Source organism: Ancylomarina subtilis (assembly GCF_004217115.1).
GTDB classification, from domain to species: Bacteria; Bacteroidota; Bacteroidia; order Bacteroidales; family Marinifilaceae; genus Ancylomarina; species Ancylomarina subtilis.
Window position 1 is genome coordinate 258,733 of sequence record NZ_SHKN01000002.1, and the last position, 20,071, is coordinate 278,803.

Genomic DNA, 20,071 nt, shown 5'->3' on the forward strand with positions numbered 1-20,071 from the left:
TATAAAAATGGCTAGCCCTTACATTAAGAGCTAGCCATTCATTTTATTGGTTTTATACACTAAAGCTTAAAGAAGCTATAGTCCAAATATTGAAGGACAGTTTTAGCATCCTCGTGTTTATCAATTTCAGATTTCCATTTGTTTGAATTCAGATCAAAAACTAAACTCTGAGTTGAATCCACAAAACCATACCCGTTATTATAGGTAAAGTAGGCATATCCTTTTTGAGATTTATTTAAAAGATTCTTTCCTATCTTGAATTCAGAATCATCAATCCCCATTTGTGACAATAGCGTGTTTGCTAGATCGGGCTGACAGCCATATTTAGGAACTTTAAGCCCTTTTTGTTTTAGGCAACCCCCCAACCAAAGCATTGGAATCTTGTATTTTTCAGGGTCACTGGGGACAAAGTTTCCAACGTAACGAGAGCCATGATCAGCCAACAGAATCACTAAGGTATTGTCCCAACTTGGTAGCTTTTTTAATTTCGAAATAAATTCACCTAAACACTTGTCTGTGTAGTAAGCTGAATTCATAAACAAGCTGTTTTCATCTTTCCCTTTTATTACTGTTTCCATTGGGACAGCAAAGGGTTCATGGCTGCTTAAGGTTAGGCAGGCTTTAAAGAAAGGTTCTCTTTCTAGTTTGATATCATGATACAGTCTATCGAATAAGTACTCATCGTGTACGCCCCATTTCGACGTATTCAACTCGCTTGGAAAATCCTCCATTGTGATGGTATTATTGAAACCAATGTTCGATAAAAAGGAATTCATGCTGGCAAAATGGAGGTCTCCGCCATAATAGAATTTGCTAGTGTATCCCTGTTGTTTAAATGTCTTGCACAGGCTGGGTAGATTCTGAACCTTTTTGTGATATTCAATAACAGGTTTCTTTGGAAGAGAAGGGAAACCACTGAAAACACCAACTGTTCCAATTTTTGTTCTGTCTCCAATGCCATAGAAGTTTGTGAACATGATGCCTTCGTCGGATAAGCGGTGGAAGTTTGGTGTCACCCCTTTTTTACCTCCAAGTTCCTCTATGATTGCAGATGTGAAACTTTCCAAAACGATTAAAATAATATTTGGAGATTTGCTTTTCAGGACGCTGTCTTGATCGATGATTTTAGATTCAATCATCTTAGCATATCTGGTTTGTGCCTCCTCATCAGAAAGAAGCTTTATTCTTTTATTCTTCTTTAGCTTTTTCAATGAATAAGAGAAGTTCCAAATTGGATTTACGGACAAAAGATTCGCATAGGTGTTTGATGAATGGTAAACATAGCCAACATTCATAGGTGCTATTCCCAAGCCACCTCTGATTGGGATAATCATGCTGGCAGTAATCAGTAACAATAGGGGAAAGAATTTTAATTTGGTAGGTGCAATAGCATCTAGCTTCCGAATAATAAATCGATTAAACAGCTTATAAGTGATGGTGTAGATGGCTACGAACAAACCCAATAGGAGAATATAAGTTGAGGTAGCTGTTGATGCCGCAGCTTCTTTTGGTGTTTTTAGATAGCTTAAAACCGTACCATCAATATGAAAGCCCCAATTACGGAATAGTTCAAAGTTAGGCACAGCAATGGATAAGCTGATTAAAATAAGAGTTGCGTATAAAATCTGGAAGAAACGTTTTAATTTCTTTCCGGGTAAAGTAATGCTCAAACTTAGGATTAAGCCGGTAAGCATAAGGATGTAGCCTGTTATCGAAATGTCGTGATACAAGCCGTAAATAAATGACAAGAGAATCTCTCCAAAGCCTAATAAGCTGGTTTGAGAGTATTGATAGATTGAAAATGCAAAGCGGATAAATATCATGAATGCGATCCAGCCAAGGGCTGCTGCAAGGAAAAAAGATAATCTTTGTTTCATAACTTTTGATTATAAGTAGTAATGTTATTTGAAAAGAGAAATTAGAAGCATTCCTAAAATGGAGAGACTTCCCCAGCTTGTAAGATCCCATTTCCAATCTCGTTGTGGAGATGCTTGATCTATTTTTAGAAACTTAAATAGGGGGAGAGCTTTGTATATGGCGTAGCCAAATGAGAGACCAATAAACATACCCACAATAATATCTCCGGGATAATGAACGCCTAAATAGATTCTCGAATAAGAAACCAGAACTGCCCATGAAAATAAGAATATGCTTAGATATCTTTTGCGAAACAAAAGACTGCAAAATGTTGCCAGTCCAAATACATTAGCTGCGTGTGATGATGCAAATCCGTATTTGCCTCCACGGTAGCCATTTACAATATGCACCAAGTTGGACAGCTCAGGTGAACGACTGGGTCTGAATCGCTGAAAAGTGGGTTTTAAAATACCCGATGCCATTTGATCACAACAAATGATAACCAGCACAATGGCAAGGACAAGGTAGAGGCAATTTCGCCATCCGTAAGTTCGGTAAATCTGAACAATAATAGATAAATAAAAGAGTGCCCAAACAAGTTTTCCGGATATCAAATACATAAATGAATCGAAAAAAGAAGAATGCAGGCTATTGAGATAGAGTAATAACTCTTGATCAAGTTGGTTAAGTGTTTCAAGCATAATTGGAGTTGTATATCGTCAGCAAAAGTAAGTTTTTACGATGGCTTTTTAGTTTCAAAACGATTGTAAAAATAGTTATTATCCTTACAAAATGCTGAATAAGTATGGATTTGAATACTGGAAAGCGCTTTTTAATTGCATATCTGCTTACAAATAATCTTCTTTTTTTTGTCTTGAAATGATGAAATGATGATTTTAACCGTGTTGTTGGCAGGCTTTATCGTGTGATATATTGTTTCATCCAATAAGTTTGATGTGATTGATTTATTCAGTTAAAATTGTGATTAAGTTTGAATATTTGAGTTAATTTTAACGAACATAAATATTATAACTGTTGCGCACTTTATGATTAGATAAAAGAAGCTTTTTCTGTTGTTTTCATCAAGTTGTGTTCTGTTTAATAATCAATTCTAAATTAAAAAAAATGATTAGAAAATTATTTCTATCACTTCTATTTGTAGGTGTTTTTACACTTGGAAGTTTTGCCCAAACTGGAAAAATTAAGTTTGAGGAATACGATCTTGATAATGGCTTACACGTCATTTTGCAGCAGGATCATACAACACCAAATATTGTTATTTCGGTGATGTATCATGTTGGTTCTAAGAATGAAAAGCCTGAATTGACGGGGTTTGCTCACTTTTTTGAACACTTGATGTTCGAAGGAACGGATAATATTCCTCGTCATCAGTACGATAAATATGTGTCAAGAGCGGGTGGTGAGTTAAATGCTAACACATCGAGCGATAGAACTTACTATTATGAGTTATTGCCATCGAATCAGCTGGCTTTAGGTGTATGGTTAGAGTCTGAAAGAATGATGCATGCCAAAGTAGAAGCTATTGGTATCGAAACTCAGAAAAATGTTGTGATTCAGGAGAAGAAACAGCGTTATGACAACCAACCTTATGGAACCATTTTGCCACAGACTTTGGCACATGCTTACGAAAAGCATCCTTACCACTGGACTCCAATTGGAAACGAAGAGCATATTCGTAATGCAAAAGACGAAGACTTCCTGAATTTCTATAAAGAGTTTTATGTGCCTAACAATGCTGTTTTAACCATTTGTGGTGATTTTAAAACTGATGAGGCTAAGAAATTAGTGAATGACTATTTCGCTTCAATTCCAAAAGGAACAAAAGAGATTTATCGCCCATCAATTGTTGAACCGGTAAAAACAAAAGAAGTACGCGATACGGTTTTTGACAATATTCAATTACCTGCTGTTATTCAGGCTTATCATATTCCAGCTATTGGGACACCCGATTTTTATGCTGTAAGTATGTTAGGGAAACTGTTAACTGATGGTAAGAGTTCTCGTTTGAATAAAACTTTGGTTGAAGAAAAGCAATTGGCTCTACAGATGATGGCTTTCCCAATGCCTAACGAGGATCCAGGTTTAACATTAGCTTTCGGTATTCCAAATATGGGCGTTGATCCGATGGATCTTGAAAAGGCAATGGATGAACAAATCAATTTGGTTCGATCAGATTTAATTTCTGAAAGAGAGTTTCAGAAGCTTCAAAATAAGGTAGAGAATGATCTTGTAAGTTCTAATGCGACTATAGAAAGACGAGCTGAAAATCTTGCTACAGCTTATACTTATTATAAGTCAACTGAAAGAGCGAATCAAGAGTTAGATAATTATATGTCTGTATCGCGTGAAGATATTAAGCGTGTTGCAAATAAATATTTTATTCCTGAAAACCGAGTTGTTCTTTATTACCTGCCTAAAGCAAAATAGGGGGTAGCTTAATTTTTATTGAGTCGTTTAGTGAAGACTCAAATTTATTGGGATAGGCTTTTGCCTTAACATGTAAATTATAAATGATGAAAAAAATAAATAAATTCTTATTCATACTTGTTGCTATCTGCTTAGTAACAACGGTTCATGCTCAAGTTGACAGAACCAAGGCTCCGGCTGCTGGTCCTGCTCCAAAGGTACAGTTGGGCGATTACGATAGTTTCACACTAAAAAATGGATTGAAAGTTTTAGTTGTAGAAAATCACAACCTGCCTAAGGTTGCTTTTAATCTTGAACTGCTTATCGATCCGATTGTTGAAGGAGATAAAGCGGGATATATTTCTATTGCAGGAAGCATGCTTGATGCAGGAACCAAAACAAAAACCTCACAGGAGATTGCTGAAGAGGTCGATTTTATTGGTGCAAGATTAAGTACCAGATCAAAAGGTGCTGCTGCTGCTGGTTTGTCGAAATATAAGGATCAAATCTTAGCATTAATGGCTGATGTTGTTCTTAATCCAGCTTTTCCTACTGACGAATTTGATAAGCTGATCAAACAAAATATTTCAGGTATTCAGGCGGATAAAACATCACCAAAACAAATTGCACAAAATGTTGCTAGTAAAGTTTTATATGGTGATGCTCACCCTTATGGAGATGTGATGACTGAAGGAACATTGGCTAATGTAACTTTAGATGATTGTAAAACGTATTACGCTAATTATTTTAAGCCTAATGTTGCCGTAATGGCTATTGTGGGTGATATCACAACCAAAGAAGCTAAGAAATTAGTGAAGAAGTATTTTGGTAAGTGGGAATCGGGGAATGTACCGACTCATGCTTATGATGCGCCAGCTAAAATCGAAGGTAAGCGTGTTGTTTTATCTAACAAAGATGCTGCTCCTCAGTCTACGATTCAGGTTGTTTATCCAATCGACTTGAAAAAAGGTTCGGCTGATGTGATTCCTGTGAGTGTAATGAATGCGATGTTAGGACGTGGTTTTACAGGTTTGTTAATGAAAAATCTACGTGAAGATAAAGGATATACTTACGGCGCTTATTCAAGCATTTCAGCTGATAAATTGATTGGTGATTTTTATGCGGGTGCTGAAGTGAAAGCAAACGTAACTGACAGTGCTTTTATCGAAATTGCAAGAGAAATGAATCGTATCAGAAATGAGAAGATGACTCAGGATCATTTTGATATGACTAAGGCGACTCTTGCTGGTGATTTTGCACGTGCACTTGAATCACCTTCAACTATTGCAAGTTTTGCATTAGCTATTGAACGTTACCATTTACCATTGGATTATTATGCAACTTATCTGGAGAAATTAGATAAAGTAACGCTTGAAGATGTTCAGGCTATGGCTAAAAAATATGTTGATCCTGATAATGCAATCTATTTGGTCGTAGGTGACAGAGGTTTGAAAGCTAAGTTGGCTAAATTGAGCTCTACCAATACAGTTGAGGAGTATGATGGAGAAGGGAATGTTGTAAAAGAAGATCCTAATGCGATTCCTGATGGTTTAACTGCCAATGTTGTTGTTGAAAATTATATCAATGCAATTGGTGGAAGAAAAAAGCTTGAAAGTATTAAAGATATGAGTGTGAAAGGCGAAATGAAAATGGGACCTATGAGCATTAATGTTGAACAAGCTTATAAGAATAATACCATGTTTGCTATGTCGATGGTAATGAATGGACAGGTTTTGCAAGCAATTAAGTACAACGGAACGGTTGCTAAAGTAACTGCTCAAGGACAAACTAATGAGGCTAATGCTGAACAGTTGAAAGGATTTAAAATGCAAGCTCAGATGTGTGCTGAGTTAAATCTTGAAGCCTTAGGTTTTACAACAAAATTAATTGGCACTGATAAAGTTGATGGACAAAAAGTGTATAAGGTAGAAATTGTAAGTGCTGACGGAACCAAAAAGGTTGACTATTTTAGTGCGGCAACTGGTTTAAAATTAAAAACAGTGGCTCAACAAAACGGTATGTCTGTGACGATGATTTATAAAGATTATCAAGATGTAGAAGGATTAAAGTTTCCATTTACAACGATCACGCAAATGGGTCCACAGGAAATGCCTTTAACAATTACAAGTTTAGAGTTGAATAAGGATGTTAAAGATGAATTATTCAATTAAAAATGTTGAATAAATATTTTAAAATGGCTGCCTTAGGCAGCCATTTTTTTTGTTTTATGCTTTGTAGCACCCCATTTTGTTGAGTTGATGAGATTTTTTGAAAAAAAAGAAGAAGTGTTTGGTCATTTGTAAATTGTTTCTACCTTTGCGCACCGATTCAGGAGTGTAATTAGTGGTTAGTTAAACATGATGATTGAATCGATTGTTTCAATATGATTATATAAGGATTTAGGGTTAAATTCGTATTGAAAATTAATTTTGGGTTAGAAGAAAAAGGCTGGTGGGGACCAGCCTTTTTCGTTTTTCATAGAATTGTATATTTTGATTCTTTTTTAACTACTCTTCTGTTTCGGGAGACATGTATTTATAGATTATACCTGCCAATATGGCTCCAACAATAGGTGCTAACCAAAATAGCCACAGCTGATCAATTGCCCAATCACCAACAAAAAAAGCCTGACTTGTACTTCTTGCTGGATTAACCGAAGTATTGGTTACCGGAATGCTGATTAAATGGATGAGGGTTAAGCCTAGTCCGATTGCTAATCCGGCTAAACCTTTAGGAGCCTTAGAGTGTGTGGCACCAAGAATAATAAGCAAAAACATGAAAGTCATCACAATTTCTGAAACCAGTGCAGCAAGCATGCTGTAACCTCCTGGCGAATGTTCGGCATAACCATTTGCAGCGAAACCACCCATTTCGAATCCCGGTTTTCCACTGGCAATTAAATAAAGAATGCCTGCTCCTGTTATGCCACCTAATACTTGGGCTGCAATATAAGGGAGTAATTCTTTTTTATCAAATCGACCACCAGCCCATAAACCAATCGATACGGCGGGGTTCAGGTGACAGCCCGAAATATGCCCAATGGCGTAAACCATGGTGAGAACTGTTAGACCAAAAGCAAGAGCGACACCTAGAAAACCGATTCCTAAATCAGGGTAGGCAGCTGCTAAAACAGCACTTCCACAACCTCCCAATACTAACCAAAGTGTTCCGATAAATTCAGCAATTAATTTTTTCATAACTCGTTTTTAATTAGGGTTAATAATTGACTTTATTTTGAAATATTTTTTGGTTTTAGTTCTGATTTAGTTTTAAAATTCGATCATTAATCCAATAGACGGAAGGGTTGATCCTGATTCATTTTCAATTTGGTAAGTTTTGTATGCAAGCGGGTTGTTGGGATCCTCAATTGGATTTCCTGAAGCATCGCGCTCCACACTTAAGTATGGCTGAGTTTCAACCTGAAAGTTATAGATGTTTTGAATATCAAGATAAGCATTTAATGACCAGTTTTTAAAAAACCATTTCTTATCGAGTCTGATATCCAGACTATGAGCTGTTGGGTTGCGTTTTTTATTTAAACGATCCCAATCAAATTGTCCGGACTGAGTGATGTCCCAAATTTCCTTACGGGCAGATAATTCAACATTATAAGGTGTGTAAGGTGCAGGTCCAAGGAGTCTGAATTTCATCCCAAATTCCCAGTTGTTGTTAAATTTCTTACCAGCCGTAATATTCAGGATGTGTTTATTATCCCAGGAAGAGGGGACGTATAAGCCGTTTTTGTCTTTAAATTCACTTCGAACCCAGGTGTAGGATAGTATGCCGTAAATCGTATTACTCAATTTCTGTTGCATTAGGATTTCCAGTCCGTACGATCTGCCCTCAGATATCGATTTGGCAGCTTCGTTACCTATCACCCCATAGTCGCCACCCAGATTGGCCAATGAAATACTATCTGTTAAAAGAAAGGGATAGTTTTTATATTTTTTATAGAATCCCTCAAGGCTAATTTTTGAGTACTGTGTTGGATTATAATCAACACCAGCGACCCAATGATTCGATTGGATGAAAGTAATTTTGTTTTCTTTATTTATCGGTGTATTGTTGCTGTCTCTGTAGCCCATAACTGTGTAGGCTGGCAACTGAAAATAGCGTCCTGTGTTAAAGTTGATATTAAGCTTATCATTAAGCGAATAGGATGCTGAAAAACGTGGTGATAATTGATCCAGAGGATTGATCATCTCCTTTGAATAATCTGAGAAATCACTTCGTAATCCCAATGAAAGGCTTAACCTGTCATCTATGAATTTTCGGCTGAGTTGAGTGAAAACGGCATATTTTCCGAATGTCAATTCGGAATTGAAATTGATTGTGACAGCTTCTCCATTTTGTTCTTTTTTGCGGAAAGTCGAATTGGTGTATTTCACAAAGTCGCTTGAGGCTCCCAAGTTCCATTTCCAGGCACCTTTTCTCTTGGTACTTTCAAATTTAAATTTGTTTTCGATTTCTTGTGATTTATAATTCAGCAGTAATAAATTCGCTTGTTTAATATTGTCCTTATATTTTATTGCTTCGTTATTCAGATGGTTGCGGCTCACAATAAAACTCTGATAACTGTTTTTTGAAAAGTGTAACCATTTTGCCCCAAGGGTATAGTTCCATTGACTGTTTACAGGTAGGTTGCCTAGAATGTAAGTGTTTCTTTCTATTTTTTTTGTGTCGCTAAGCCCCTCGTTGACTGATGCATTTAGTTTAAAATCATCAATAGCACCCAAACCAATTAGTGTGAGTGTGTTTTTAGCATCCAGTTTTATATTGTGTTTAAATTGCATATCGTTGTAGGTAGGCAAAAAGGGTAGTTTTAATGCCTTGAAAAGGAGTTGAAGATAAGAACGGCGAACCGAGAAAATGAAGGTTGATTTTTTACCTATAGGTCCTTCAAGGCTTATACCTAAATCGCTTGAACCTACCATTATGTTTCCTGATAATCTTTCGTCATTTCCGTTACGTTGTTTAAAGTCCAGAACAGAGCTCAAAGCATTCCCTTTATTCGCGGGAAAGGCACCAGCATAGAAATCCAGATTTTGAATAAAGTTTAGATTGATCATGCCAACCGGTCCGCCTGAAGCACCCTGTGTGGCAAAGTGATTGATATTGGAAACCTCAATACCATCCAGATAAAATCGATTTTCGTTTGGACTGCCACCACGCACAATAATATCGTTTCGGAAAGCAAGGGTTGAAGCCACTCCCGGAAGAATCTGAATGACCTTGGAAATGTCTCGATTCCCACCCGGGCTTCGGTATATTTCAGTCGAATTTATGCTGCGCATACTCAGGGGGCTTTCTTGAGTTCTATTAAAGGGGGGCGCACTGATTTTCACCTCTTCAAGCTGTTGAATGTTTTTTTGTAATGGAATGTTTATGTTGCTCGGTTTAGACGGGTTTACGGTAACCTCGTAAAGGAAGTAAGTTTCGAATCCAACGCTGCTACAAATCAAATTGTAGCTGCCCGGAGCCAGATTTTCGAGGAGAAAAGTACCATTAATATCTGCTGTAGTCCCTTTATTGGAATTTGCAATTGCAATATTGGCAAATGGAACAGGTTCATTGTTGATGCTATTAAAAACACGTCCTTTAATATGTCCTGATTGGCTCCAGACATTCAGGTTTGAAAGTATAAAAAGGCTTAGTAAAATAAGTTTGATTAATTTCATATAAAGGTTGATTTTTGCAAAACAATCAATGTCAGGACTCTCTAATTTAGTGTTTTATGTTGAAATGATTAGAGTATGGCATAAAAAAATCCCAACATTTGAACGTTGGGATCTGATTTTGAGTTATTGATAATTATTTGATGACTGCTTCTTCAATGATTAAATCGTAAGAATATCCAGCACCAAAATCTTTATTTAAAAAGACTGTTCCTTCAATGGTAATGATATCACCCATGTTGGCTTGATTTTGAGTCGTCAATGTCAGGTCAAAGTTGTCTGCATCACTTGTTCCATCCTGGATGTGTATCCAATTCTTTTTCATGATGGCATTATTTACCTTTACAACTTTTCCACTAACGATTACTTTTTTGCCTGCATATTGCTCTTTGTTTTTGAAAAGTTCTGCAATATTGATTCCTCCTTTAACAGGATTAACATGAATGCCTTCAATTTTTTTATCCACCTTGGGAGGCATTTTTTTAGCGGGCATTTTAGCGCTTGGACTACTTGTTGGAGGTGTGCTTGTATTGCCTTGTACAAATAAAACAGTTTCGAAAACGCGATCGAGTTCTTTACTTTTGAAATCGTTCATCACGAGTGCTTTTTGGTAATACACATCGTCACCAACTTTAGCATCCAGTTTACGAACGGCTATCCAGAAATCTTTGTCATTTTCATTTACAAACAGATAGGTGTAAGAGCTGGTTTGTAAAAATTCTTTGACTTTAACGTGGTGATAATTGGGTGTAGCACTTGCAGTTTCTTCAGAAACACTTTGACTCGTTTTTTCACCAGTACTGAATGATTGTACTTTTTTTGCATTCTCCTGACAAGAACACATAAATAGGCTGCAGGTAAGCAGAGCAAATATTAATTTCATAGGGTATGATTTTTAAATTTGAGGATTAAGATACATAAAGATATTAATATGCAATATAGCAAAAGGGATTTGCTAAACAATCAAGCAAAGATTCTTTTGAGCATTGTAATATACCTTTGTTCTTAATTTGATGAATTAGAAAATCTCCATTTCAGCAATGAAATGGAGATCTGTCTGGTTTTAATATTATTTTTAGTCATTAGGGTGTTCTGCCTTAAATTTTGTCCAGTAACTATTTAGTGTATCTTTCATATCCTTTCGAAGTAAAAGAATACCCAAAAGATTGGGTAAGGCCATTAAAGCAATTGTAATACCTGATAGGGTCCAGATGATAGTGGTATCGGCAAACGAAGCGATAAAGAAACCGATGCAATAAATAATGCGATAGGGTAAGACACCCTTGGCTCCAAATAAATAGGTGACTGAACGGCCTCCATAGTAAGCCCAGGCTATTGCCGTTGAGAAAGCGAAGAGTAATAAACCGATAGAAACAATCCAACGTCCCCAGTCTCCCAGATAACTTCTTGTAAAAGCCTCAGCTGTTAAAGGAGCTGAGTGTATTAATGATTGTCCTTTAAAATAGGTGTCACTATTTTCATCGTAAACACCATTATTTACATTAATTTTTCCTGTGAAAAGTGAATCTTGAGTATTGTAGACTAATATATCTTCAGCGATTGAACGGGCATGAATAATAGAAAGTTTATTTTGAATTTTCCCATTTTCTACCAGCAATTCACCACTGAAAAGGGGTAATTCTTTTTTGCCATTAAGGAAATTAAAAAGTTTGCTTTGATCGTCTTTATTCGCATCGTCATAAACGTCAGCCATAATACTCATATCAGTAGATTGAAACTGATTGGGAAATTTTTCATTCCAAACCCCAGATGAAAGAATAACCAATCCGGTAAGGGAGCAAATAATGATGGTATCGATAAAAGGTTCTAGAATAGCAACCATCCCTTCAGAAACGGGTTCTTCGGTACGTGCTGCAGCGTGGGCAATTGGAGCAGATCCTTGACCGGCCTCGTTGCTAAATAGACCTCGATTGACACCCCGGTTGAAGGCATATGCAAATCCAGCCCCCAGAAATCCACCGGTAGCTGCTGTTCCTGTAAAAATACTTGAAAAGATTGACTCTATTGCCGGAACAATGTTTTGATAATTGTAAAAAATTACGGCAATGGCGCCCACAAAATAAATGATTGCCATGGTCGGGACTAGCTTTTCGGTCACTTTTGCAATACGCTTGATCCCACCTAAAATAACAATGGCAAGGAGGATTGCAAGTACGCCACCACTAAGCATTTTTTCGATTCCGAAGGTCGAATGCAATGAGCTGGAGATGGAATTAATCTGGGGTAAACTACCCGTTCCAAATGAAGAAACAACGGTCATGGCTGCAAAAAAAGCTGCAAGTCCAGGCATCTTTAATTTATTCTTCATGTAATACATTGGTCCACCGGATATAAAGCCTTCTTCGTCTGTTTCTCGATATTTATGTGATAAACTGACCTCCACAAATTTGGTTGTCATACCCAAAATGGCTGTCATGAGCATCCAGAAAAGGGCAGCTGGCCCTCCCAAATAAATAGCGAAGGCTACCCCTGCAATATTACCCGTTCCGACTGTTCCTGAAAGGGCAGTTGTTAGCGCTTGGAAGTGGGATGTGTCGCCTTTTTCGTCGGCTTTGTCATATTTGCCTCGAACGACCTTTAAGGCATGTCCGAAAAATCGAATTTGGGGAAATTTAAGGTAGATGGTAAAAAAGAGACCGGTTCCAAGTAATACAAGAGTAAACCATTGGCTGCCTCCAAGGTATTGTTCTATTCCGGCTAAAAAAGCGTTGATACTGTGCATAAAAATAATAGGGTTTTGGGTTAGTTTCGTTTTCTGTTTTTTAGAAAATCAGTCTAATATAAAGGATAATTTTTAAAAGTTGATTACTAAAGTTAATCTTAGGGTGAATATGTCTTTTTGTTTATTAGAGCTTAGAATGGTTCTGTATAATCATAATCATGTTAGCAAGTAGTAGACATAAAAATGGATTGTGTTACATTTGATTATTAAAAAAAATGAAAAGAATGAGATTAAACTTAGTTATTGTTTTTTTCCTTCTTATGGGGAATATTGGAGCTTCTGCTCAAGAGTATAGGGTCTCACTTGCCGACAAGAATAAAGCGATTGTATTAACTAATCAGGCTATTGAAAAAGTGAGGGATGATAAGGTTGATGATGCATTTAAATTATTGGTTGAAGCAATTTCTATTGATTCCACTAATCGTAATTCATACCTACAGTTATACAGAGTTGCAATGAATGATTCTGCTCGAGTTGCCCCTGCAATTTCCATTTTGAAAAAATCGAAAAAGATTTTTAAACAGGATGATGAAATTTGTTATTATTTGGGGGAAATGTATAATATGAAAGGTGAGGTTAAAAGAGCTATGGCAGAGTATAGTATGGCAATTGCCTTCAGTAAAATAAATGGAGAGGATTTTCATTTAGTACACCGATACTATTTTAATCGAGCTAATATTTGTTTAGGAAAAAACATGATAAGTACTGCGGTGTTAGATTATACTTATGCATTAAACCTGAAACCCGATTATGGTGCCGCATATGCAAATAGAGGTATTTGCTTTTACAAGATGGGAGAGAAAGATGCTGCATGCAAAGATTGGAAACAGGCAGTTAAATTGGGGATAAGCCAATCAAAAGAGTATGTAAAGAGAAATTGTAATAGCGAAGTAGCTAAATAATTAAAGCTACAGAACTTGAGCTTGCTCCTTTACTTTTGCCTCTTCGAGCTCTTTTGTTAATTTTGCAGAAGAAATAACTAAGATTGTAAAGAAGCGCGTGATATATCCTGATAATTTTGAAACAAAAATACGGTTCGATAAAGTTCGAGAACTATTAAAGAAACAATGTTTAAGTCCTCTTGGGCGCGATTTGGTTGATGAGCTCAAGTTCTCCGAATCATTTAAACGAGTATCTCGTAGAGTAAATGAAACCAACGAATTTAAAACGATTTGCCTAGAAGAAGAGAATTTTCCTTTGGGACATTTCATTGATGTGCGCCAAAGTTTAGAAAAAATTCGAATTGAGGGGACTTATTTGGAGTTGGAGGAATTGTTTAATCTGAAACGTTCTTTGGAATCCATCTCGGCTATTCTACGTTTTTTTAAGAATAAAGAAGAAGGTACTTATCCTTATCTGATGAAGCTGACGGGGAACGTGAAAATGTATCCCTATATCTTCGAAAGAATAAATGCGATATTGACAAAACACGGGCGGATGAAGGATAATGCTTCGCCGGAGTTGATGCAAATTCGCAGCAGCTTAACACAAAAGCAAGCTACAATTTCAAGACGTATGCAAGCACTTTTGCGTGCGGCCCAAAAAGATGGTTGGGTTGATCAGGACGTATCCCTTTCTGTTCGTGATGGTCGTACGGTTATTCCTGTTGCGTCGGCTTATAAGCGTAAAATCAAAGGGATTGTTCATGATGAATCGGCAACGGGAAAAACCTCTTATATTGAACCTGCTGAGATTGTTGAAACGAATAATGAAATTCGCGAATTGGAGTATGCTGAACGCCGTGAGGTGATTAAGGTGCTTCGTGAATTTACAGAACAAGTTCGCCCCTATATAGACGACTTGTTTTTGGCTTATGCTTTTTTGGCTCAAATTGATTTTATTCGTGCAAAGGCCAAGTTTGCAATTCAAGTGAATGGCCTTTTACCACAAATGCAGAAAACGCCAACAGTTCTATGGGAAAATGCAGTTCATCCCTTATTGTATCTAACCCTGCAGGGCGAAGGGCGACAAGTTGTTCCTTTAAATATTGAGATTAACGATAAGCAACGGATTGTATTAATCTCAGGACCCAATGCAGGAGGTAAGTCAGTTTGTTTGCAAACCATGGGCTTATTGCAGTACATGTTTCAATGTGGTTTATTAGTACCAATGGGCGAAAAATCGAAAATGGGTATTTTCGATAATATTTTCATTGATATTGGTGATGAACAGTCTATGGAGAACGATTTGAGTACTTATAGTTCCCATCTGATGAATATGAAGCATTTTCTGAAGTATTCGAATGCTGAAACCCTGATAATGATTGATGAGTTTGGTACAGGGACAGAGCCCGCTTTGGGGGGAGCTATTGCTGAATCGATTCTTGATAAGCTGAACAGGAAACAAGTGAGAGGTGTCATAACAACGCACTATACCGGATTAAAACACTATGCTTCTGAAGCTGAAGGTATAGAAAATGGAGCGATGCTTTACGACTCGCATAAGATGCAGCCTTTATTTCAATTGCATGTCGGTAAACCGGGTTCCTCTTTTGCATTTGAAATTGCACGTAAAATTGGATTGCCTGAGGAAATCCTTAAGTCGGCTACAGATAAGATTGGAGGCGATCATATCAATTTTGACAAACATTTACGTGATATCGTTCGTGATAAACGTTATTGGGAAGGTAAACGTGAGAAAATTCGTGTGAACGAAAAGAAGCTTGCACAATTGGTCGAACGTTACGAAGTTGATTTGAAAGAAACCTCCAATTTGAGAAAGGAAATTATTTCTAAAGCTCAGGAAGAGGCAAAGCAACTCTTGAGTCAAGCCAATAAGTCGATTGAAAAAACCATTCGCGAGATTAAGGAGAGTAAGGCTGAAAAAGAAAAAACACGCCAAGTTCGAAAAGCTTTTGAAGAACAAAAAGAAGCGATTACTCAAGGCGATTTACAAGAAGAGGAGCGTATTAATCGGAAAATCCAGAAACTAAAAGATAGAGAGAATAAGGCTAAGAAATTTAGAGGTGAGAAAACGTCTGAGACAAGTCGTTCGGAAAAAGAGGTTCCTCAAAAGAAGAAGCAATTTGATCCATCAGTTATTGAAAAGGGAGATAGTGTAAAGCTGGACAATCAGCGAACAGTAGGAGAAGTGATTGAAGTTAATGATAAGACTGCTGTAGTTGCCTTTGGCGCTTTATTAACATCCGTAAAGTTGAACAGGTTGACCAAGGTTAGTAAAACTCAAGCGAAAAAGGAGAGTACAACTTACAATCAGACTTCGGCATTGGTGCAGGAACGAATTTCGAAGCGTAAACTAAGTTTCAGAAGGGATATTGATGTGAGGGGTATGCGTGCTGAGGAAGCTCTTCAGATTGTGATGGACCATGTTGATGAGGCCATAATGCTGGATATTAGTGAATTTAGAATTCTACACGGAACCGGGCATGGTATTTTACGAAAGTTAATACGCGACTATCTGAAAACTGTACAGTTGGTTCGATCTTGTACCGATGAGAAAATTCAAATGGGAGGCTCGGGTATAACGGTTGTCCATTTGGAATAGACGGTTTGACGATGTGTGAGCATCTAATAATATAAAAGGCTTGCTATTTAATATTAGCAAGCCTTTTGTATATATAATTGGTAATTCTGTTTATACTTACATAAACATGGTTACCAGCACATAAAGATAGTGGGCAAAACAACCCGCTATAATTCCGCCTATTGTGTGTGAAAGAAGCGCTTTTGAAGTCAATTCACGGTAATTTAAAGTATCAAGCATAGCCGTATGCGTACTTAAATAACCACTCCAACACATACCCATTGCAGTAAATACGGCAATAACGTTTCCATCGATAATGCCTTTTGCTATAAATGCTTTAACCAATGATAAGGCGGCACCTACAGCACCCAATGAGGTTACTGGGAAGGCAATCAGCTCTGGATTTTTGAACCCGAACAGACCTTCGAATAACCACCAAATATGACCGGCAAGATCTGGTAGTAAAGTCACACCTTCGTAAGCTAAACCCTGGTATCCAATAGCAGGATCTTTAGGTCCGAATGTAAGCATCATCACCATGGTTGAGATAATCAATACCCCGGGAATAATTGCCAAGCCTAAGTCAACACCAGATTTTCCTCCATCCAAAATTGAGTTCAGAAAACGAATAAAAAGACCACCTTCTGATTTGAAAGAGATTTTCTCTGTAGCACCTTCGAAGTCCGTATCTTTACGAGGTTTTATCACATTTTTGATTAATCGTTGCATCAATCGTGTCGAAACAATTGCACCAACTAAGGCACCAATTAAACCAATTAAAGCAGGTATAAATAAGTTGTCATCGTTGCCAGGGATTTTAAGAGTTGACATAAAGGTGATTACAATAAGTCCCATACCAAAAGCTGTTCCAAAGTTGGTTAATGAAACCAATTGGTAGTTCTTAAAATATTTGCTAAAATTTTTGTCGTTAGCCAAACTGATGATAGCAGGATTGTCAGAAAGAAAGGTCAAGACTCCAGCTAATGCTCCTACACCTGGAAGGTTGAAAAGAGGTTTCATTAGAGGGGCAAGAATTTTTTCCAATAAACGGACCACGCCAAACTCGATTAGTAATTTACCCAGCGCTCCGGATAATACGGTAATCCCCATAATGTAGAATACAGTGTTCATAAGAAGATCCCAAGCTGTATTCATAATGGTGTTGAGCATATTTGCTACTCCCATTGTGTGACCGACATAACCGAAAATTCCAAAGAAAGTGATAAGAAACATCACGGCTTCATACCTTCTTTGTTTAAGGAAATTAGTCTCTTTAATCGACTTAATTGCGTTCATTCTGTGTTGTTAGATTAAGGTTGTTAAATTTCGGGGCAAAAATAATTTTTTACTTTAGTATCGTTACTCTTTTTATCATGACATTTATCATGTTTATGCAAATGTCATATGTTTTAAAGTATATAAATCGACAAACGTTTGCATAGTATAAGAATTGCAAATAACAGAAGAGATATAATTGTGAAGTAATAAGCTTAAATATGGGCTTGAAATTAAAATTTGACCAAGTAAAAATCTTTGTTGATAACTAAACATGCAAATACTAGTATACTTTTAGCCATGAGATTACTTTTGTGACTCAAATTAGATTTTGAAATCCTTAATTTAAGGATCTTGATTGATCCGTTTTTGACGATTACAGTAATGACACGTATCCATCTAAATTTTTTGTCGATAAATGAAATTGGCTAACCGCATATTAAAAAAATACTTCGGATACGATAAATTCCGCCCTTTACAGGATGAAGTTATTCAGTCCATACTTAATGGGAATGATACTCTGGTCATAATGCCTACGGGTGGAGGAAAATCCTTGTGCTATCAAATTCCGGCTCTTATGATGGAAGGAGTTGCCATTGTTGTATCGCCTTTGATTGCTTTAATGAAAGATCAGGTTGAAGGCTTGCAAGCCAATGGCGTAAAAGCTGGTTTTTTGAATAGTTCTCAGTCTTCTCAAGTACAAAATGAGATTATTGAAGATGTGCATGAAGGAAAAATAAAATTGCTTTACGTTTCACCTGAAAAGTTGGTGAGCCAGGATTTTTATTATCTGTTATTGCAATTGAAGGTCAATTTATTTGCGGTAGATGAGGCGCACTGTATTTCGGTGTGGGGACACGATTTTCGTCCGGAATATTCTAAAATGGCCTATCTGAAAAAGCACTTTCCACTGGTTCCTGTTGTTGCACTAACGGCAACGGCTGATAGTTTGACTCAAAAAGATATTATTCGCCAATTGGGATTGGATGAACCCAAGCTTTTCCTTTCGTCTTTTGATCGTCCTAATTTGAGTTTAAAAGTGGCTCCGGGAAAGGATAAGTTTAAAAGTATTCTGGGATTTCTTCGTCAGCGCCCCCATCAATCCGGTATTATTTATTGTTTGAGTCGTAAGGCTTGTGAAGGATTGTCTGAGAAATTGAGAAATTCGGGTGTTAATGCGAGTTATTATCATGCAGGTTTATCGCCGGAAGATAGAGCTAAGCGTCAGGAAGATTTTATAAACGACACGGTGCCTATCATTTGTGCAACCATTGCCTTCGGAATGGGGATTGATAAATCAAATGTTCGTTGGGTAATACATTATAATTTGCCACGGAACATCGAGTCATATTATCAGGAAATTGGTCGTGCCGGACGTGATGGCTTGAAGGCTGATACGCTTTTGTTTTATAGTTTCTCTGATGTCATTGTTCATCGTAAATTTATCGAAGAATCGGCTTTGAAAGAGGTTTCACATGCCAAGCTTGAACGCATTCAGCAGTTTTGTGATGCTCAAATTTGCCGAAGAAAGATTCTATTAAGCTATTTTGGCGAACATTTGGAAGAGGATTGTGGCAATTGTGATGTGTGTAAAGATCCGCCACAACAATTTGATGGAACTTTGATTGCACAAAAAGCGCTTTCTGCCGTCTTTCGTTTAAAAGAACAAGTGGCTGCAGGAACGGTGATTGATGTTCTTAGAGGTTCCTCACGACAGGAAATTCTTTCGAGAGGCTACAATACAATTAAAACCTACGGAGCTGGTAAGGATGTGCCTCATCAGGATTGGCAACAATATATGCTTCAACTGTTGAATTTAGGTTACATTTCGGTTGCTTATGACGAAGGGAATGCACTTAAATTGACAGAGCAGAGTAAGGAAGTCTTGTTTAGTGGTCGAAAAGTTAACTTGGTGCATTTAGCAACAATGAAATCTGAAGTTCAAAAAGCACCTGTGGTTGCTAAACCTGCTAAACAGATATACAGGGAAGATTTGTTTGAGGCTCTGCGCAAGTTGCGTTTAAAAATCTCTAGATCATCTCGTATTGCGCCATACTTGGTGTTCTCAGATGCGACTTTAAACGAAATGGTTGAAGAAAAGCCGACAAGTGAATTTGCAATGAAAATGATTTCGGGTGTTGGTGAACGTAAATACCAACTCTACGGTGAGTTGTTTATTAACGAAATACTTGAATTCGAGCAAAAAAAGAATCAAGAGGCCAAAAAGAGCAGTCAATCCTTTTATGAAACGTATGAGTATTATAAGCAAGGGTATTCGGTTGATGAAATTGCTCAAATTCGTCGCATCAACCCTGTGACAATCTATTCTCACTTGGCTTCGCTGTATGAGAAAGGTGCTGATATTGATATTTTGTCCTTTTTACATGCCAGTGAGTTAGAGCGCATTGAAAGTGCTGTTCGCCAATTGGGGCATCTAAATACCAAGGCTTTATATCTTCATATGAACGAGGAAATAGCCTATTACAAAATAAGACTTGCCACTTCATATCTAAAAATGTTTGCCGAGGCTTAATAAAGTATATCACCAATGCATAATCCAGCTTGATGTTGTTTTATAAATCATAAAATAATTCAAAAAAAGACCTTTCTT

12 protein-coding genes are annotated in these 20,071 nt (G+C 37.1%); 5 read left to right on the forward strand and 7 right to left on the reverse strand.

Going from position 1 to position 20,071, the window contains the following annotated elements; all coding sequences use genetic code 11:
• Nucleotides 1-59: 59 nt before the first annotated feature.
• Nucleotides 60-1,877: an LTA synthase family protein gene (locus EV201_RS12045; protein WP_130307896.1), complete on the reverse strand. Its 1,818-nt coding sequence runs from the start codon at nucleotides 1,875-1,877 to the stop codon at nucleotides 60-62.
• A 24-nt stretch (nucleotides 1,878-1,901) separates the two neighbouring features.
• Complete coding sequence (locus EV201_RS12050) at nucleotides 1,902-2,558, reverse strand: phosphatase PAP2 family protein (protein ID WP_130307897.1); 657 nt, start codon at nucleotides 2,556-2,558, stop codon at nucleotides 1,902-1,904.
• A gap of 424 nt (nucleotides 2,559-2,982) precedes the next feature.
• Between EV201_RS12050 and EV201_RS12055 the strand changes: the two genes are divergently transcribed.
• Both EV201_RS12055 and EV201_RS12060 read left to right on the forward strand, forming a co-directional pair.
• Nucleotides 2,983-4,305 (forward strand): M16 family metallopeptidase, encoded by a 1,323-nt coding sequence (locus EV201_RS12055; RefSeq protein ID WP_130307898.1) that lies wholly within the window; start codon nucleotides 2,983-2,985, stop codon nucleotides 4,303-4,305.
• A gap of 86 nt (nucleotides 4,306-4,391) precedes the next feature.
• A complete protein-coding gene (locus EV201_RS12060) occupies nucleotides 4,392-6,455 on the forward strand; it encodes an insulinase family protein (RefSeq protein ID WP_165389648.1) in 2,064 nt (687 codons plus the stop codon).
• A gap of 336 nt (nucleotides 6,456-6,791) precedes the next feature.
• Here EV201_RS12060 and aqpZ read toward each other — a convergent pair whose 3' ends face one another.
• The 4 genes from aqpZ to EV201_RS12080 all read right to left on the reverse strand — a co-directional run bounded on the left by aqpZ (nucleotide 6,792) and on the right by EV201_RS12080 (nucleotide 12,702).
• Nucleotides 6,792-7,481: an aquaporin Z gene (gene aqpZ, locus EV201_RS12065; RefSeq protein ID WP_130307900.1), complete on the reverse strand. Its 690-nt coding sequence runs from the start codon at nucleotides 7,479-7,481 to the stop codon at nucleotides 6,792-6,794.
• A gap of 72 nt (nucleotides 7,482-7,553) precedes the next feature.
• Complete coding sequence (locus EV201_RS12070; RefSeq protein ID WP_130307901.1) at nucleotides 7,554-9,962, reverse strand: TonB-dependent receptor; 2,409 nt, start codon at nucleotides 9,960-9,962, stop codon at nucleotides 7,554-7,556.
• Between the two features lie 133 nt (nucleotides 9,963-10,095).
• On the reverse strand, nucleotides 10,096-10,842 hold the full coding sequence (locus EV201_RS12075) for a GW dipeptide domain-containing protein (protein ID WP_130307902.1): 747 nt from the start codon (nucleotides 10,840-10,842) through the stop codon (nucleotides 10,096-10,098).
• A gap of 192 nt (nucleotides 10,843-11,034) precedes the next feature.
• On the reverse strand, nucleotides 11,035-12,702 hold the full coding sequence (locus EV201_RS12080) for an alanine/glycine:cation symporter family protein (protein ID WP_130307903.1): 1,668 nt from the start codon (nucleotides 12,700-12,702) through the stop codon (nucleotides 11,035-11,037).
• A gap of 224 nt (nucleotides 12,703-12,926) precedes the next feature.
• On the opposite strand from EV201_RS12080, the gene EV201_RS12085 reads away from it, so the two are divergent.
• On the forward strand, nucleotides 12,927-13,604 hold the full coding sequence (locus EV201_RS12085; protein WP_130307904.1) for a tetratricopeptide repeat protein: 678 nt from the start codon (nucleotides 12,927-12,929) through the stop codon (nucleotides 13,602-13,604).
• Nucleotides 13,605-13,701: 97 nt separating this feature from the next.
• Nucleotides 13,702-16,206 (forward strand): endonuclease MutS2, encoded by a 2,505-nt coding sequence (locus EV201_RS12090; protein WP_130307905.1) that lies wholly within the window; start codon nucleotides 13,702-13,704, stop codon nucleotides 16,204-16,206.
• A gap of 96 nt (nucleotides 16,207-16,302) precedes the next feature.
• On the opposite strand, the gene EV201_RS12095 is transcribed toward EV201_RS12090, so the two are convergent.
• Nucleotides 16,303-17,481 (reverse strand): CD0519/CD1768 family membrane protein, encoded by a 1,179-nt coding sequence (locus EV201_RS12095; RefSeq protein ID WP_130307906.1) that lies wholly within the window; start codon nucleotides 17,479-17,481, stop codon nucleotides 16,303-16,305.
• A gap of 397 nt (nucleotides 17,482-17,878) precedes the next feature.
• On the opposite strand from EV201_RS12095, the gene recQ reads away from it, so the two are divergent.
• Nucleotides 17,879-19,993, forward strand: a complete 2,115-nt coding sequence (recQ, locus tag EV201_RS12100) for a DNA helicase RecQ (RefSeq protein ID WP_130307907.1) — start codon at nucleotides 17,879-17,881, stop codon at nucleotides 19,991-19,993.
• The last annotated feature ends 78 nt before the right edge of the window (nucleotides 19,994-20,071 follow it).

Excerpts from the sequence above, each read along its gene's own strand:
- EV201_RS12050 (WP_130307897.1), bottom strand. The coding sequence starts at position 2,558 with ATGCTTGAAACACTTAACCAACTTGATCAAGAGTTATTACTCTATCTC.
- EV201_RS12095 (WP_130307906.1), bottom strand. The coding sequence starts at position 17,481 with ATGAACGCAATTAAGTCGATTAAAGAGACTAATTTCCTTAAACAAAGA.
- EV201_RS12045 (WP_130307896.1), bottom strand. The coding sequence starts at position 1,877 with ATGAAACAAAGATTATCTTTTTTCCTTGCAGCAGCCCTTGGCTGGATC.
- EV201_RS12060 (WP_165389648.1), top strand. The coding sequence starts at position 4,392 with ATGAAAAAAATAAATAAATTCTTATTCATACTTGTTGCTATCTGCTTA.
- EV201_RS12080 (WP_130307903.1), bottom strand. The coding sequence starts at position 12,702 with ATGCACAGTATCAACGCTTTTTTAGCCGGAATAGAACAATACCTTGGA.
- recQ (WP_130307907.1), top strand. The coding sequence starts at position 17,879 with ATGAAATTGGCTAACCGCATATTAAAAAAATACTTCGGATACGATAAA.
- EV201_RS12085 (WP_130307904.1), top strand. The coding sequence starts at position 12,927 with ATGAGATTAAACTTAGTTATTGTTTTTTTCCTTCTTATGGGGAATATT.
- EV201_RS12075 (WP_130307902.1), bottom strand. The coding sequence starts at position 10,842 with ATGAAATTAATATTTGCTCTGCTTACCTGCAGCCTATTTATGTGTTCT.
- EV201_RS12070 (WP_130307901.1), bottom strand. The coding sequence starts at position 9,962 with ATGAAATTAATCAAACTTATTTTACTAAGCCTTTTTATACTTTCAAAC.
- aqpZ (WP_130307900.1), bottom strand. The coding sequence starts at position 7,481 with ATGAAAAAATTAATTGCTGAATTTATCGGAACACTTTGGTTAGTATTG.
- EV201_RS12055 (WP_130307898.1), top strand. The coding sequence starts at position 2,983 with ATGATTAGAAAATTATTTCTATCACTTCTATTTGTAGGTGTTTTTACA.